Annotated in this window: 9 protein-coding genes and 1 pseudogene; 3 read left to right on the forward strand and 7 right to left on the reverse strand. The window is 71.5% G+C overall.

The window, feature by feature from the left end; all coding sequences use genetic code 11:
• The first annotated feature begins 444 nt into the window (after window positions 1-444).
• Window positions 445-5,388, forward strand: coding sequence for an NAD-glutamate dehydrogenase (locus AC07C1_RS28440; RefSeq protein ID WP_478943520.1), 4,944 nt, complete (start codon window positions 445-447; stop codon window positions 5,386-5,388).
• A gap of 221 nt (window positions 5,389-5,609) precedes the next feature.
• Entirely contained in the window at window positions 5,610-7,124 is a 1,515-nt protein-coding gene (locus AC07C1_RS28445) for a hypothetical protein (protein ID WP_478943522.1), read from the forward strand.
• A gap of 144 nt (window positions 7,125-7,268) precedes the next feature.
• Here the strand turns inward: AC07C1_RS28445 and AC07C1_RS28450 are convergent, their stop codons facing one another.
• The 4 genes from AC07C1_RS28450 to AC07C1_RS28465 all read right to left on the reverse strand — a co-directional run bounded on the left by AC07C1_RS28450 (window position 7,269) and on the right by AC07C1_RS28465 (window position 13,014).
• The gene (locus AC07C1_RS28450; RefSeq protein WP_478943524.1) at window positions 7,269-8,933 is read right to left on the reverse strand and encodes a glycosyltransferase family 2 protein; all 1,665 of its coding nucleotides are present in this window, start codon (window positions 8,931-8,933) and stop codon (window positions 7,269-7,271) included.
• Window positions 8,930-11,143 (reverse strand): CDP-glycerol glycerophosphotransferase family protein, encoded by a 2,214-nt coding sequence (locus AC07C1_RS28455; protein ID WP_478943526.1) that lies wholly within the window; start codon window positions 11,141-11,143, stop codon window positions 8,930-8,932. The genes AC07C1_RS28450 and AC07C1_RS28455 overlap by 4 nt, the downstream gene beginning before the upstream one ends.
• 100 nt (window positions 11,144-11,243) lie before the next feature.
• The gene (locus tag AC07C1_RS28460) at window positions 11,244-12,107 is read right to left on the reverse strand and encodes an ABC transporter ATP-binding protein (protein ID WP_478943528.1); all 864 of its coding nucleotides are present in this window, start codon (window positions 12,105-12,107) and stop codon (window positions 11,244-11,246) included.
• Window positions 12,100-13,014: an ABC transporter permease gene (locus AC07C1_RS28465; protein ID WP_478943530.1), complete on the reverse strand. Its 915-nt coding sequence runs from the start codon at window positions 13,012-13,014 to the stop codon at window positions 12,100-12,102. The genes AC07C1_RS28460 and AC07C1_RS28465 overlap by 8 nt, the downstream gene beginning before the upstream one ends.
• Window positions 13,015-13,218: 204 nt before the next feature.
• Between AC07C1_RS28465 and AC07C1_RS28470 the strand changes: the two genes are divergently transcribed.
• Window positions 13,219-13,857, forward strand: coding sequence for a TetR/AcrR family transcriptional regulator (locus AC07C1_RS28470; protein WP_478943532.1), 639 nt, complete (start codon window positions 13,219-13,221; stop codon window positions 13,855-13,857).
• Here AC07C1_RS28470 and AC07C1_RS28475 read toward each other — a convergent pair.
• From AC07C1_RS28475 to AC07C1_RS28485, 3 genes and pseudogenes are all read right to left on the reverse strand, one after another.
• Window positions 13,858-14,160: pseudogene (locus AC07C1_RS28475) on the reverse strand (ADP-ribosylglycohydrolase family protein); the annotation flags it as partial. It lies immediately after the preceding gene.
• Between the two features lie 6 nt (window positions 14,161-14,166).
• A complete protein-coding gene (gene galE / locus AC07C1_RS28480; RefSeq protein ID WP_478943534.1) occupies window positions 14,167-15,147 on the reverse strand; it encodes a UDP-glucose 4-epimerase GalE in 981 nt (326 codons plus the stop codon).
• A 58-nt stretch (window positions 15,148-15,205) separates the two neighbouring features.
• On the reverse strand, window positions 15,206-16,834 hold the full coding sequence (locus AC07C1_RS28485) for a glycosyltransferase family 2 protein (protein WP_478943536.1): 1,629 nt from the start codon (window positions 16,832-16,834) through the stop codon (window positions 15,206-15,208).
• Window positions 16,835-16,853 lie beyond the last annotated feature (19 nt).

The raw sequence follows: 16,853 nt of genomic DNA on the forward strand, positions 1-16,853 counted from the left end.
CCCGTGCCCGCTCCGGCGCTGTGCAGAACGTCAAAGTTCCCCCCTCGGTTTTGTACACATACGGCTCATGACGGGTCCCGGGTGAGGAGCGATAGCCTTGTGGCGTGATCAGCGCGATATCCCGCGGGGGCGTTTCTGCCCCTGCCCTGCGCCCGGGTTGCACGGAACACCTCCGTGACCGGGCGGCGGTCGCTGGTCTTCGCGGGCGGGACGGGGGCATGGACGCCTCCAGGACGCCGAGACCACCCCGGGACGCGGCGGCGCCGAGCGCAGCCGCACACCTGACGGGCGTGTCGAGAATGGCCGAATTCCCCCCGCTGATCTCACCTCGCGGCATAGCGTCTGAACGGACCGGACACCCCGGGCCGTGGCGTTACGTCGTAGGGGGAGAGACCGTACTTCCTTCTACGTCACGCAACGGCGCGCGACAGGAGCCAGAGGACAATGCAGACCAAGCTGGACGAAGCCAAGGCCGAGCTGCTCGAGAGGGCCGCCCGGGTAGCTGAGAACAGCCCGGTCGGGGGGCACCTACCGACCGGGACGACGAACGAGGGCACTCCCGGCACCCCGGACGGCGAATCCGTGCTCGCGTTCCTCCAGCGCTACTACCTGCACACCGCCCCGGAAGACCTCGCCGACCGCGACCCGGTCGACGTCTTCGGCGCCGCGGTCTCGCACCACCGTCTCGGCGAGACCCGTCCCCAGGGCACCGCGAACGTGCGGGTGCACACCCCGACCGTGGAAGAGAACGGGTGGACCTGCAGTCACACCGTCGTGGAAGTCGTCACCGACGACATGCCCTTCCTCGTCGACTCGGTCACCAATGAGCTGACGCGGCAGGGGCGCGGCATCCACGTCGTCATCCACCCGCAGTTCGTCGTCCGGCGCGATCTCACCGGCAAGCTGATCGAGGTCCTGCCGACCCCGCCCACCGGTGACCTTCCGCACGACGCGCACATCGAGTCCTGGATCCACGTCGAGATCGACCGGGAGACCGACCGCGCCGACCTGAAGCAGATCACCGCCGACCTGCTGCGCGTCCTGTCCGACGTCCGCGAGGCCGTCGAGGACTGGGAGAAGATGCGGGACACGGCGATCCGGATCGCCGACGGCCTGCAGAGCGAGCCCGCCCCCGGCGACCTGGTGAAGCCCGAGGTCGAGGAGGCCCGCGAGCTGCTGCGCTGGCTGGCCGCCGACCACTTCACCTTCCTCGGCTACCGCGAGTACCAGCTGCGCGGCGACGACACGCTCGCCGCCGTGCCCGGCACCGGTCTCGGCATACTGCGCTCCGACCCGCACCACGCCGAGGACGACCAGCACCCGGTCAGCCCCTCCTTCGAGCGGCTCCCGGCCGACGCCCGGGCCAAGGCCCGCGAGCACAAGCTGCTCGTGCTGACCAAGGCCAACAGCCGGGCCACCGTGCACCGGCCGTCGTACCTGGACTACATCGGCGTCAAGAAGTTCGACGCGGACGGCAATGTCGTCGGTGAGCGCCGCTTCCTCGGCCTGTTCTCCTCCGCCGCCTACACCGAGTCCGTTCGCCGGGTCCCGGTCATCCGCCGCAAGGTCGACGAGGTCCTGGACCGCGCCGGGTTCTCGCCCCACAGCCACGACGGCCGCGACCTGCTCCAGATCATGGAGACCTACCCGCGCGACGAGCTGTTCCAGACGCCCGCCGCCGAGCTGCAGTCCATCGTCACGAGCGTGCTCTACCTGCAGGAGCGCCGCCGGCTGCGGCTCTACCTGCGCCAGGACGAGTACGGCCGCTACTACTCGGCCCTCGTCTACCTCCCGCGGGACCGCTACACCACCGGTGTCCGGCTGCGGATCATCGACATCCTGAAGGACGAACTCGGCGGTGTCAGCGTCGACTTCACCGCCTGGAACACCGAGTCGATCCTCTCCCGGCTGCACTTCGTCGTCCGCGTCCCGCCGGGCACCGAGCTGCCCGAGCTGTCGGACGCCGACAAGGAGCGCATCGAGACCCGCCTGGTGGAGGCGGCCCGTTCCTGGGCGGACGCGTTCGCGGAGGCGCTGACCGCCGAGTGCGGCGAGGAGCAGGCGGCCGAGGTGCTGCGCCGCTACAACCACGCCTTCCCCGAGGGCTACAAGGCCGACCACTCCCCGCGCGCCGCGGTCGCCGACCTCGTCCACCTGGAGCAGCTCAGCGAGGACAAGACCTTCTCGCTGAGCCTGTACGAGCCGGTGGGCGCCGCCCCGGACGAGCGCCGCTTCAAGATCTACCAGAAGGGCGGCACCGTCTCCCTCTCCAAGGTGCTGCCGGTGCTCAGCCGCCTGGGCGTGGAGGTCACCGACGAGCGGCCGTACGAGCTGCGCTGCGCGGACCGCACCACCGCCTGGATCTACGACTTCGGTCTGCGCATGCCGAAGTCGCTGGGCGGCGGCAACGGCGACTACCTGGGCGACGACGGCCGTGAGCGCTTCCAGGAGGCGTTCGCCGCGACCTGGACCGGCAAGGCGGAGAACGACGGCTTCAACTCCCTCGTGCTGAGCGCCGGGCTGACCTGGCGGCAGGCGATGGTGCTGCGCGCCTACGCCAAGTACCTGCGGCAGGCCGGCTCGACCTTCTCGCAGGACTACATGGAGGACACCCTCCGCAACAACGTCCACACCACCCGGCTCCTCGTCTCCCTGTTCGAGGCGCGGATGTCCCCGGACCGGCAGAAGGCCGGGCTCGAGATCACCGACGCCCTGCTGGAGGAGCTGGACGCGGCCCTGGACCAGGTGGCGAGCCTGGACGAGGACCGGATCCTGCGCTCCTTCCTGACCGTCATCAAGGCGACCCTGCGCACGAACTTCTTCCAGAAGGCGCTCGGCGGCAAGCCGCACGAGTACGTCTCCATGAAGTTCGACCCGCAGGCCATCCCGGACCTGCCCGCGCCGCGCCCGGCGTACGAGATCTGGGTGTACTCGCCGCGCGTCGAGGGCGTGCACCTGCGCTTCGGCAAGGTCGCCCGAGGCGGTCTGCGCTGGTCCGACCGGCGTGAGGACTTCCGCACCGAGATCCTGGGCCTGGTCAAGGCGCAGATGGTGAAGAACACGGTCATCGTGCCGGTCGGCGCCAAGGGCGGCTTCGTCGCCAAGCAGCTGCCGGACCCGAGCGCGGACCGCGACGCCTGGCTGGCCGAGGGCATCGCCAGCTACAAGACGTTCATCTCGGCGCTGCTCGACATCACCGACAACATGGTCGCCGGCGAGGTCGTGCCGCCGCAGGACGTCGTCCGGCACGACGGCGACGACACCTATCTGGTCGTCGCGGCCGACAAGGGCACCGCGACGTTCTCCGACATCGCCAACGAGGTCGCGAACACGTACAACTTCTGGCTCGGTGACGCCTTCGCCTCGGGCGGCTCGGCCGGTTACGACCACAAGGGCATGGGCATCACCGCGCGTGGCGCCTGGGAGTCCGTGAAGAGGCACTTCCGTGAGCTGGGCGTGGACACGCAGAGCGAGGACTTCACGGTCGTCGGCATCGGTGACATGTCCGGTGACGTGTTCGGCAACGGCATGCTGCTCTCCGAGCACATCCGCCTGGTCGCCGCCTTCGACCACCGGCACATCTTCATCGACCCGACCCCGGACGCGGCCACCTCCTACGCCGAGCGCCGCCGCCTGTTCGAGCTGCCCCGCTCCAGCTGGGCCGACTACAACACCGAGCTGCTGTCGGCGGGCGGCGGGATCTTCCCGCGCAGCGCCAAGTCGATCACCCTGAACGCGCACATCCGGGAGGCCCTGGGCATCGAGGAGAAGGTCTCCAAGATGACCCCGGCCGACCTGATGAAGGCGATCCTCGAGGCGCCGGTGGACCTGCTGTGGAACGGCGGCATCGGCACGTACGTGAAGTCGTCCGCGGAGTCGAACGCGGACGTCGGCGACAAGGCCAACGACGCCATCCGCGTCGACGGCGCCGACCTGCGCGTCAAGGTCGTCGGCGAGGGCGGCAACCTGGGCCTGACCCAGCTCGGCCGCATCGAGTTCGCGCTGCACGGCGGCCGCATCAACACCGACGCGATCGACAACAGCGCCGGCGTGGACACCTCCGACCACGAGGTGAACATCAAGATCCTGCTGAACAGCCTGGTCACCGAGGGTGACATGACCGTCAAGCAGCGCAACAAGCTGCTCGCCGAGATGACCGACGAGGTCGGCGCCCTTGTCCTGCGCAACAACTACGCGCAGAACACCGCCCTCGCCAACGCGCTGTTCCAGGCCAAGGACATGCTCCACGCCCAGCAGCGGTTCATCCGTCACCTGGTGCGCGAGGGCCACCTGGACCGGGCGCTGGAGTTCCTGCCGGCCGACCGCCAGATCCGCGAGCGCCTCGCCCAGGGGCAGGGCCTGACCGGCCCGGAGACGGCCGTCGTGCTGGCGTACACCAAGATCACGGTTGCCGAGGAGCTGCTGCACACCTCGCTGCCGGACGACCCGTATCTGAGCGGCCTGCTGCACGCCTACTTCCCGACGGCGCTGCGCGAGCGGTTCGCGGACGCCATCGACAACCACCCGCTGCGCCGCGAGATCACCACGACCGTGCTGGTCAACGACACGGTCAACACGGGCGGCACGACGTATCTGCACCGCCTGCGCGAGGAGACCGGTGCCTCGCTGGAGGAGATCGTCCGCGCCCAGACCGCGGCCCGCGCGATCTTCTGCTCGGCGCCGGTGTGGGACGCGGTGGAGTCCCTGGACAACAGGGTCGACGCCGGCGTCCAGACCCGGATCCGGCTGCACTCGCGCCGCCTGATCGAGCGCGGCACCCGCTGGCTGCTCAACAACCGGCCGCAGCCGCTGCAGCTCGCCGAGACGGTCGAGTTCTTCGCCGACCGGGTCGAGCAGGTCTGGCAGCAGCTGCCGAAGCTGCTGCGGGGCGCGGACCTGGAGTGGTACCAGCACGTGTACGACGAGCTGGTCGAGGCCGGTGTCCCGGACGAGCTCGCCACCCGCGTGGCCGGGTTCTCCTCCGCCTTCCCGGCGCTGGACATCGTCTCGGTGGCCGACCGCATGGGCAGGGAACCGCTGGACGTCGCCGAGATCTACTACGACCTCGCCGACCGGCTGCACATCACCCAGCTGATGGACCGCATCATCGAGCTGCCCCGCGCCGACCGCTGGCAGTCCATGGCCCGCGCCTCCATCCGCGAGGACCTGTACGCGGCGCACGCGGCGCTCACCGCGGACGTCTTCGCGGCCGGCAACGGCACGTCGACGCCCGAGCAGCGCTTCACGGCGTGGGAGCAGAAGAACAGCGCGATCCTGGGCCGGGCGCGCACCACCCTGGACGAGATCCGCAGTTCGGACTCGTTCGACCTCGCCAACCTGTCGGTGGCGATGCGCACGATGCGGACGCTGCTGCGCACGCACTCATAGCCGTACGGCACCGAAGGCGCCCCGGGTCCGCACACTGCGGCCCGGGGCGTCGTCGTTCTTGCCGGGCCTTGGCGGAAAACGGGCGGTGAATTTACCGTTTCCTGCTGATCGGTGCGTTTCGGATAGGGTCTGCGATGTGACAGTGAACCTCACCGAGACCCGCCCGGAGCAGCCCGCGCCGGCCCCGGACGTGGCGGAATCGAACCGGGTGGTCCGGCAGGATGCACGCCGCGCCCTCTGACCTCGAGCCGGTGAGCCGCACGGCGCCGGCGCCCGGCACCGCGCGGGCCGGCCGGTCGCTGCCATGGGCCGCCGCCGCGCTCGTCCTGGTGCTGCTGCTCCTGGTCGTCGTCCGGCTGCCGTGGGCGGGCGATCTCGGCATGCACGCGGCCACCGTGCAGCGACTGCGGCACAACCTGCTGCACCCCGGCAACCCGCTGGTCGACGCCGACACACCGAGCCCGTACTACTCGCCGTGGATGCTGGTGCTCGGCTGTGTGGCCAAGCTGACCGGTCTGTCGGTGTTCGTCGTGCTGCGCATGGCCGCGCTCGTCGCTCTCGGGCTGCTGACCACGGGGGGGTGGCGGTACGTCCGTACCCTGAGCAGCCACCGCGCGGCCCCCGCCCTGGCCCTGCTGAGCCTCGTCTTCCTCTGGGGCCCGTTGCTGTTCAACTGGAGCGGCTTCCTGGGCCTGAACTCCCTCGCGCTGACGGTGTCGTATCCGAGCGTGTTCGCGGTCGGGCTCACCTTCCACTTCTGGGCGTGGCTGACAGGCGCGACGCGCGGGTCGGCCGGGTGGGGGACGTGGCTGGGCATCGGAGTGCTGTGGGCACTGATCCTGCTGTGCCACCAGTTCACGGGGGTCGTGGCGTCCCTGGGCGCACTGGCCATGGTGGTCGCGGCGCGACCGGGCCGGGCGGTGCTGCCGCGGCTCGCCGCCGCCCTGGCCCTGGGCGTGGTGGTGCTGTGGCTGTGGCCGTACTACGACTTCTTCGCGCTGTTCTCCGCCGGGGCGGACCTGGAGGCCATCCACCGGTCGCTGTACGAGCACCTGGCCGAACGGTTCGGGCTGGTGCTGCTCGGGGTCGCGGCCTTGGTACCGCGCTGGCGGCGGGATCGCCGGGACCCCCTGGTGCTGTTCTTCGCGCTCGGCGCGCTGGTGTTCGCCGCGGGCGGGCTGACCGGCCACTATGCGTGGGGCCGGGCGCTGCCCGCCGCGCTGATCCCGGCCCAGCTGGCGGCCGCGCTGGAAACCGTGTCGGCCGGACGGCGTGCGGTGCGGGTCGGGTGGGCGTGCGTGCTGGGCGCCGCGCTGGCGGTGGGGGCGTGGACACAGGCCGGAACGCTCGGGTATGTGACCGGGCGGGACGCGCTGCCCGGGGTGGTCGCGGCGAAGTACCGGACGCCGTGGGCGGGTTACGAGTGGATCATGAGGTCGGGGGTGAAGTACGGGGACGTGGTGATGGCGCGTACGTTTCCCGCCCGGCAGATTCCGGCGTACGGGCCGTACACCGTGGCGCCCGGGTATCCGGATGTGTTCCTGCGGGACGCCGCGCGGCGGGACGCGGCGGTGACGCGGTACTTCGGCGCGGGGACGTCTTCGGCGCAACGGCGGGGGATCGTGCGGGAGTACGGAGTGCGGTGGGTGGTGGGGCCGAAGGACATGGCCGGCCCCGGCCTGCGGAAGGTGACCGGCGGCCCGGGCGGACAGGTCCTGTACCGAGTGGTGCGCTGAGCCACGGCTGACCGGGGCCGGGGGCGCTCACCGGCGCCGGCCGGGTGCCCCTGCGCCGGGTACGGGAACCGCGCGATCGGCCGGCCACGGACCCGCGGCCGGCCACGGGGCCTTCGGCGTGTCGGCCCCACGAACCCGGCGCCCTCACCTCAGCAGGCTGGACGCCAGCTTCGCTGCCCTGCGCACCCTCGGCTGCGCGATCCTTCGGACCACAGGCCGGATCACCCGTGCCGTCACGCCCACCGGACGCCAGCGGAGCTGCAGGCGGCCGGGGTTGCGGCCCTCCGGTTCGACGGTGACCTCGTGCGGGGTCGTACCCGAGTGGTAGTCGATGCGGGCCGTACGGGCCGGGAAGTCCAGCGGGGCCAGCAGCAGGCCCGAGTGGTACAGGCCCTGTTGCTGCAGGCGGACCATCGGGTGGCGTACGCCCTCGAAGCCCTGGAGGGGGAGCGGCGCGGAGGCGAGGTCCAGCTGGACGGTGCCTTCGAAGACGCCGGGCCGGACCGGCTCCAGACGGAAGGGGACCGTCATGCGACGCCCGCCGGGGGCCAGCAGCAGGCCGGCCCGCTGAGGGCCGACGGGCAGCCGGAGCCCGGGGTCGTAGGTGCGGACGGCGAGGGTGAGGCGGGCGCCCGTGCCCGGGGTCAGCTCGGTGATCTCGTGGCGGAACTGGGCGCTGGGGAAAGGCCGCGTGTCCAGTTCCAGGTCGGACAGGTCCAGTTCGCGCCGGGCCTGTTCGGAGCCGGGGACGCTGTCGCCCCAGTACGGGATCCCGGAGTCGTCGGCGGTGATCTGCCGCGGCGCCACCCCGTGCCCGAGGCCGCGCGCCGCCAGCCGGGCGTCGGCCAGGCGGCCGTCCCGCAGCAGTTGCAGCACCACCCGCTCGTGGCGGGGCAGCCGGGCGTACGCGCCGGGTGCCAGGGTGTCCAGGTAGGGGTTCATGATCTCGGCGAAGGAGCGAAGCCACTCCTCGTCCCGGTAGGGCAGGTCGCCGGCGTACATCCGGAAGTCGTGCTTGAGGAACTTGTAGTCCTTGTCCTCCCGGAGTGCCGCGTGCCCGCTGCTCACCAGGAAGTCGTCGATCAGATGCTGGACATGGACGCGGTCGCGGACGTTGGAGATCTTGTGCCGCTGGTTGGAGATGGAGGCGGAGGACGCGGCCGCGAACGGCTCGATGTACCAGACGTACACCGGGTCCGGGATGATCGTGAACGCCTTCGCCAGGCAGTACGCCTGCGCCGAGAACAGCTGGTCCTCGTAGTGGATGCCCTCGGGGAAGCGGAGCCGGTGCCGGTCCAGGAAGGAGCGGGCGTACATCTTGCTCGTGGACAGGTGCTCGAACAGCAGCCGCGGGTCGGCGTCGATGCCTTCCAGGGTGCGGCGCTCGGCCACCAGGTGCGGCATCCAGGTCGAGCGGCGGCCGTTGTCCACCCGTACCCGGCGCACCGCGCCCATCGTGAAGTCCACCTCGCGTTCCCGGTGGGCGGCGAGGAGCGATTCCACGGCGCGCGGCGGGAGCTCGTCGTCGCTGTCGAGGAACATCAGGTACGGCGCCCGGGCGACCTCGATGGCCCGGTTGCGCGGGGCGCTGCAGCCACCGCTGTTCTCCGGCAGGCGCAGATACCGGATGCGGGGGTCCTGCGCCGCCAGCTCCCGGGCGACGGCGGGAGTGTCGTCCGTGGAGTGGTCGTCGCTGATGACGATCTCGATGTCGGCGTGGGTCTGCGCGCGCAGGGAGGCGACCGCGCGCGGGAGGCGGGCCGCGTCGTTGTAGACGATGACCGTGACGGTGACGTCGGGAGTCGTCATGCCGTGGCCTCCTCGGGGGTCGGGGCGGGGGTACGTTCTTCCAGCGGCAGCACCGGGGGCAGCGCTTCCTCGGGTTCGCCGAGGAAGACCCGCCGTACGACCCGCTCGGCGGCGCGGCCGTCGTCGTACTCGCAGAACCGGCGCCGGAACGTGGCCCGCGCCTTCGCCGCGTTCTCGTCGCGCCAGGCGCCGGAGACGAAGATCTCCGCGAGTTCCTCCTGCGTGCGGGCCACCTGGCCGGGGTGTTCCGCCATCAGGTCGAAGTAGACGCCCCGGGTGGTCCGGTACGTCTCCCAGTCGTCGGCGTAGACGACGATCGGGCGGTCCAGGTTGGCGTAGTCGAACATGATCGACGAGTAGTCCGTGACCAGCGCGTCGGCGGCCAGGCACAGTTCCTCGACGGGGTCGTAGGAGGAGACGTCGATGATCCGGCCGGAGCGGCGCAGGCCGGTCAGCGGGGAGGCGGCGCCGCCGTAGAAGTAGTGGGCGCGGACGAGGAGGACCGTGTTCTCACCGAGGCGGTCGGCGAAGGCGGCGAGGTCGAGGCGTGGGGTGAAGCCGGCCTCGTAGTCGCGGTGGGTGGGGGCGTAGAGGACGGCCGTCCTGCCCGGCGCGATGCCGAGGCGCTCGCGGGCCGCGCGGACGTCGGCGGCCGTGGCCGTGTAGAAGACGTCGTTGCGCGGATAACCGTGGTCCAGGGAGGTGAAGCGGGCCGGGTAGGCGCGCTCCCACATGCGCGTGGAGTGGCTGTTGGCGCTGACGCTGTAGTCCCACTTGTCGATGCGGGCGAGCAGGGCGGCGAAGTCCAGGCCCTTGGCGGCGGCCGGGTGGTCCATCTGGTCCAGGCCCATGCGCTTGAGCGGGGTGCCGTGGTGGGTCTGCAGATGGATCGCGTCGGGCCGTTTGACCACCGCGTTGGGGAAGTTGACGTTGTTCGTCAGGTACTTGGCGGTGGCCAGGGTTTCCCAGTAGCGGCGGGTGCCCGGGATCACGTGGTCCGTGCCGGGCGGCAGCAGGGCCTCGTTCTCCTTGTTCACCACCCAGACCGGGTGGATGTGCGGGGCGAGTTCGGCGAGCTTGGCGGCGATCGCGGCCGGGTTGCAGGCGACCCCGCGCTCCCAGTAGGCGGCGAACACGGCCAGATGAGGGTCCACCGGGCGGCTCAGGGCGCTGCGGTACTGGCGGTCGCGGATCTTCGCGCTCACCTGGCGCTTGCGGGCGCGTACGGCCTTGCGGGCGGCGCGGCGGGTGCGGTTGGCGGCCTGGAACGCGCGGTACCTGGTGTAGGCGCCCTCCTCCAGCAGGGCGTGCCGTACGCCCTCGAGGCCCGCCGGGCGCTGGTGTCCCTCGGGGCGCCAGCGGACCGCCGCGACGGAGGCGCGGCGGAAGAACTCGCGGGCGACGGCATCGGGCAGGTTCTCCCGGGCGAAGGTGCGCACCAGGTCGCGCACCATCAGGTCGTACAGCACCCGGCGGGCGGCGCGGCGGTCCCGGGTGAGCGGGAGCAGGGACTCGTAGCGGTCGATCAGGGCGAGGCGGTCCTCGGGGGCGAGCGGCGGCAGGCTCTCGGGGCGCAGCACGCGCTTCTCGTACGCCACCTGGTTCAGGCAGGCGACGCGGCCGGCGTGCAGCAGGGCCGCGTAGGCGGCCTGCGGCTCGTCGTCGGTGGTGAGCCGCTCCTCGTGCGCTCGCCAGAAGTCGGCGCGCAGGGCGCGGTTGCCGAGCAGCGGGGCGAGGCGCAGCAAGTCGGGGGCCTGGTCCAGGCTGAGGCTTTCGCGGCCGACCGCGGCGAGGAAGCGGCCGTCGCGGGAGGGGGAGGCGGCGGTCTGCCAGGTGGTGCTGACGTGGTCGAAGACGAGCACGTCCACCGGGGCGCCCGGGGCGCCGGTCCCGTCCAGCTCGGCGGCACGCTCGGCGATCAGGCGGGACGCGCCGGCCGGCAGGCCGTCCTCGGCGCGTACGAAGTGCAGCCAGCGGCCGGACGCGCGGGCGGCGCCGGCCGCCCGCGCCGCCGCGTCACCGGTGCCCTCCGGCAGCGGCACCACGATCGTCTCCGGGGCGTGGCCCTCGGCCGTCTCCCGTGCCCACTCGCCGACCGCGGCGACGATCACCTCGGCGCCGGGGAGCGGATGGGCTTCCAAGGAGTCCAGCAGCTCGGTCAGGTGCCCCTGTGCGTTCGGTCCGTAGACGATCACGCTGAGGTGGGGCATCGCAGGGAACTCCTTCGACTAGTCGGCTCCGGGCACCCTTCATAACATAGCGTCATTAAGTAGATGAAAGGGATAACCACGCTTTAGGTAAGAGCCGGACTCAGGAAGGAAGAGGCGATTTCGGCGCGTTCGGTTGCGGTGTGTCCGCTTTCGGTGCGGGCTTCTTCGCGGCCGGCTTCTTGTCGCCGGTGAAGGTCTCGTACTCCTTCATGACCTCCTCCGTCGGCCCGTCCATGCGCAGCTCGCCGCGCTCCAGCCACAGGACCCGCTCGCAGGTGTCGCGGATCGACTTGTTGTTGTGGCTGACCAGGAAGACCGTGCCCGCGTGCTGACGGAGTTCGCGGATCCGCTGCTCGGAGCGCTTCTGGAAGGAACGGTCGCCGGTGGCCAGGGCCTCGTCGATGAGCAGGACGTCGTGGTCCTTGGCGGCGGCGATGGAGAAGCGCAGCCGGGCGGCCATGCCGGAGGAGTACGTGCGCATCGGAAGGGTGATGAAGTCACCCTTGTCGTTGATCCCGGAGAAGTCGACGATGTCCTGGTAGCGCTCCTTGATCTGCTCGCGGGGCATGCCCATGGCGAGACCGCCGAGGAAGACGTTACGTTCACCCGTAAGGTCGTTCATCAGTGCCGCGTTGACGCCGAGCAGGGAGGGCTGGCCGTCGGTGTAGATGTGCCCGTTCTCCACCGGGAGCAGCCCGGCGATCGCCTTGAGGAGGGTCGACTTGCCGGAGCCGTTGGTGCCGATGAGCCCGATGGCCTCGCCCTTGTAGGCGGCGAAGGACACCTTCTTCACCGCGTGCACCCGGCGCACGCCCGAGGCCTTCTCGGCCTGTTTGCGGCGCAGCATGCGGTTGAGGGCGGCGGTGGCGGAGCCGCGGCCCGCGCCGGTGCCGTTGACCCGGTAGACGATGTCGACGCCGTCGGCGACGACGGTGGGAATCTTCTCGCTGGTCCGCTCAGCCACGGCCGTACCTCTCTTCAGCCTTCCAGAAGTAGATGAAGCCGCCGATGCCGGAAAGCAGGGCCCAGCCCGTGGCCGCCGCCCACACGTGCGGGGGCAGCGCGTCGGCGTGGAAGCTGTCGATCAGCGCGAACCGCATGAGGTCGATGTAGACCGCGGCCGGGTTGATCTGCAGCAGGACGGTGACGATATGCGGCAGGTCGTCCTTGTTGGCGAGCTTGTCGATACTCCACATCACGCCGGACACGTACATCCAGGTGCGCAGCACGAAGGGCATCAACTGGGCGATGTCCGGGGTCTTGGCGCCCATCCGCGCCATGATCATCGACACGCCGGCGTTGAACGTGAACTGCAGGACGAGTGCGGGGATCGCCAGCACCCAGGAGGCGGCGACCGGTACGCCGAAGCAGAGCAGGATGACGACCAGCGCGGCCATCGAGAACAGCAGCTGCTGGAGCTGCTGGAGGGCGAAGGAGATCGGCAGGGCGGCGCGCGGGAAGTGGAGCGCGCGGACCAGGCCGAGGTTGCCGGAGATCGCCCGGGTGCCCGCCATGATCGAACTCTGGGTGAACGTCCAGATGAACACGCCCGTGACCAGGAACGGCACGTAGTCGGGCACGTTGTGCTTGGTGCCGAGCAGGACGCCGAAGATGAAGTAGTAGACCGCCGCGTTCAGCAGCGGGGTCATGACCTGCCAGACCTGGCCGAGCTTCGCCTGGCTGTACTGCGCGGTCAGCTTGGCGGTGGCGAAGGCGGTGATGAAGTGGCGCCGGTCCCACAGCTGGCGGACGTACTCCGGCAGGGAGGGGCGGGCGCCGCTGACCGAGAGGCCGTGCCGGGCGGCCAGTGCCGCGAGGTCGTCGTCGGCCGGGGCCTGGGTCGGGGGCGGTGTGTGGAGGACCTGGCTCACATCCGCTGCTTTCGCTCGGGGGAGGGGGGTGCTGCGCCGACTGTCGCCGGGGGTGCCGCGTCCGTGTCCCGTCGTCCGGCGTTTCCTCACGGTTCTCTTTACGTCTTCTTACGTCGGGACGGGACCGTATCGTCGCAACGCGAGCGTAGGCCCAACCGACGTCGGAACGCAACCGTTTCGTCGTGACGCCCTATGCTGTCCCGCATGACGACGAACGCCGACGAGTCCGCCGACGAGCCGCCGGCGCGTCCGCGCCGCCGGGCCCCCGCCGGGGCTGCCGTGCTCCGGGAGGACGTGACCGAGGCCATCCGGGCGGCCGTCTTCGAGGAACTCGCGGCCGTCGGCTACGCACGCATGTCCATCGAGGGGATCGCCCGCCGGGCCGGCGTCGGGAAGACCGCGGTGTACCGGCGCTGGCGTTCGAAGCTGCACCTGGTCCTGGACGTCGTCTCGGCGATGGCGGTCCTGGGTTTCCCGGTCCCCGACACGGGCTCCCTGGAGGGGGACCTGCGCCTGCTCTACGAGGTCACGTCCCGGGCCCTCCGGCATCCGGTGGCCTCGCAGATCATCCCCGACCTGCAGGCCGAGGCGGCCCGCAATCCCGACATCGCCGAGGCCTTCCAGAAGGCACTGCGGGACGGCCAGGAGAGTGTGGCCAGCAAGATCGTGGCGGCGGCGGAGCAGCGCGGCGAGATCCGCGCGGGCGTCGACCCCGACCTGGCCCTGGACCTGATCTCCGGGCCGCTGTACTGGCGTGCGGTCGTGATCCGCTCCCCGAAACCCCCGAAGGGCTACCTGGAAAAACTGGCCCGGGCTACCGCGGGGGCACTGAAGGCACTGTGACCCGGCCGGCCGGTGGGCCAGGGACGTCAGTTCGTCAGCTCGCAACACGCGCTCGCCAGGCCCCGGCAGGGGCACGTGTAAGGGCTCGGTCCAGCGCTCCGGTACGGCCCCGATCCCGTACACCGCGCCCGCCGGCGCCCCGGTCACCGCTGCCACCGTGTCAGCGTCACCGCCGAGGCCGACAGCCGCGCGCAGCGCTTCCCCGTACGACGTCGTGGTGCGCAGCGCCCGGACCGCCGAGCCCAGGCAGGGCCACACCGCGCCGTCGAACTCCTCGGCCAGGTCCGGGTGCCGTGCCGGGGCGCGCTGCTACGCGCGTGCCGCCTCCGGGTGGTGCCGGACCCAGCCCTCCCAGGCCGACGCGATCATGTCCTGGACGTCGTACTTGGCCTGCCAGCCCAGTTCCGTGGCGATGCGGTCGGCGGAGGCGACGACGCGGGCGGGGTCGCCGGGGCGGCGCGGCGTGACGGTCGGGGGGCGGTCGTAGCCGGTGACCGCGTTGACGCTGTCGATCATCTCGCGGACGGAGACGCCCTCCCCGCGGCCGATGTTCAGGGTCAGGTCGGTGCCGGGGGAGGAGTCCAGCTCGCGGGCGACGGTCACATGGGCCTCGGCCAGGTCGACCACATGGATGTAGTCGCGGACACAGGTGCCGTCGGGGGTCGGATAGTCGTCGCCGAAGATGCGCGGCGGCGCTCCCTCCGTCAGCTTCTCGAAGATCATCGGGACCAGGTTGGAGACGCCGGTGTCGGCGAGTTCGGGGGTGGCCGCGCCCGCCACGTTGAAGTAGCGCAGGGACGCGGTGGCGAGGCCGGTCGCCCGGCCCGTGGCACGGACCAGCCACTCGCCGGCCAGCTTCGTCTCGCCGTAGGGGGACAGGGGGTGGCAGGGCGTCTCCTCCGTCACCAGGTCCACGTCCGGCATGCCGTAGACGGCCGCCGAGGAGGAGAAGAGGAAGGCCGGGACCTCCGCCGCCGTGACCGCCTCCAGGAGGACGCGCAGGCCCTCCAGGTTCTCCCGGTAGTAGTGCAGCGGACGGACCACCGACTCGCCCACCTGCTTCTTCGCCGCCAGATGGACCACCCCGGAGACCTCGTGCCGGGCGAGCGTACGGGCCAGCAGGTCCGCGTCCAGGATCGAGCCCCGCACCAGCGGGATCTCCGCCGGTACGCGCTCGGCGACGCCCGTGGACAGATCGTCGTAGACGACCGTGCGCTCTCCCGCCTCGGTCATCGCCCGTACGACATGCGATCCGACGTATCCGGCGCCGCCGGTGATCAGCCAGGTCATGTGCGGCCGTTCCCCTCGTCGGTTGTCCCGGACGTCCCAGTGAAGCAGCCGGTGCCGCTCAGCGCAGCAGACGGCGCAGCCGGCCGCGGGCCACCCCGACGACTCCGCGCACCCCGGTCGCCACCCGCACCGCCAGCGCACCGGAGTGGGTGGGGTACGGCTGCACCAGGAGCACGCCGTACCGGATGCTCGGGACGGCGTGCCGACGCAGCCGGCCGGCGCCCGCCAGGGCGTGCGCCGTGACGTCCCGGTACGCGCCGTCGGCGAAACGGAGGGTCAGCCGCAGGTCCCAGGTGCCCTCGCCGAGCCCGGCCAGGTCGACGGGCACCTCCGCCGACCAGGTGCCCGTGCCCTGGGGCGTGAGGGCGGTCGTCAGGCGCGCGGCCGTCCGATCGTCCTCCCGGGAGTGCCAGTGCACGTCCACCTCGCGCGGGCCCGCCTCGGCCACCCTCCCGTACAGCTCGTGCAGCCGCAGGCGCAGCAGCGACGCACGCGTGCGTGGGCGCAGTTCGGCGTCCACCGCGAGCGGAAGCGCGCCGGTGGGGCGGGTCAGCAGAGGGGCCAGGGTGACCTCGGGGAGGTCGCCGGACCAGACGGGGGTGCCGTCGGGCGTGCGCGCGCAGGGCGGGAGCAGGCGTGCCGGGCGGGCGGCGAGTTCCCGCAGGCGGGGCAGGTCACGCGGCTCGGGGGACGCCAGGACGACCCGCGCGAGCAGGCAGCCGGAGGTGGCGGGGTTCACCTCCCAGTCGGCGGCGTCGTAGCGCGCGAGGTACTCCCGGGTGTGCGTCCACCATGCGCGCCGGTAGTGCGCGTCGCGCAACCCCAGCTCGCGCGCGTACATGCGCACCTCGTGGTCGAGGAACTTGGCCCGCGCCGCCCGCGCCAGCTCCTTCTGCCCGGCGCCCAGCAGAATCTCGTGCGCCAGCGCGCACGCCTCGACGCGCGCCTTCCAGTTGTCGACCCGCCCCCGGTCCAGGGAGAGGGACAGCTGTTCGGCGGACCGGCGCACGTGCCACACGTACACCCGGTCCGGTACGAGCGCGATGCGCGGGCCGGCGGCCAGCACGCGCGCGGTGAAGACGAAGTCCTCGTAGAGGAAGCGGCCCTCGGGGAAGCGGATGCCGTGCTCGCGCAGGAAGTCGGCGCGGTACAGCTTGTTGACGCACAGCGTGTCGTGGACCAGGCGCGGGCGCTGGGAAGGGCGCGCGAGGACGGTGTGCGCCGTGTAGAGGGGCTTCTGCCACGTCTGTTCGCGCCCCGACGGCAACTCCCGGCGCACGCACAGTCCGCTCGCGACCTCCGCGCGCGCCCCCGTGGCCGCCGCCAGCAGCGCGTCCACCGCACCCGGCGGCAGGAGGTCGTCGCTGTCCAGGAACATCACGTACGGCGCCGTCACCGCGTCGATCCCGGTGTTGCGCGGGCTGCCGCAGCCACCGCTGTTCACTGCCCGGCGCACCACCCGCAGCCGGGGCTCCCCGGCGGCAAGCCGGTCGAGCAGCTCGGCGCTGCCGTCGGTGGAGCAGTCGTCCACGGCGATCACCTCGGTGACCGCGGGCCCCTGGGCCAGCGCCGAACGCACCGCGCCGCCCACATGGGCGCGGTCGTTGTAGCCGATGACGACGACGGCGACCCGCGGCGTCGGGCCCCGGTCTGACGGGCCGGTCGGATCTGGCGTGTCTTGATGCATGGGGTCCATGGGCCGGGAG

The organism is Streptomyces sp. NPDC045022, from assembly GCF_056432605.1.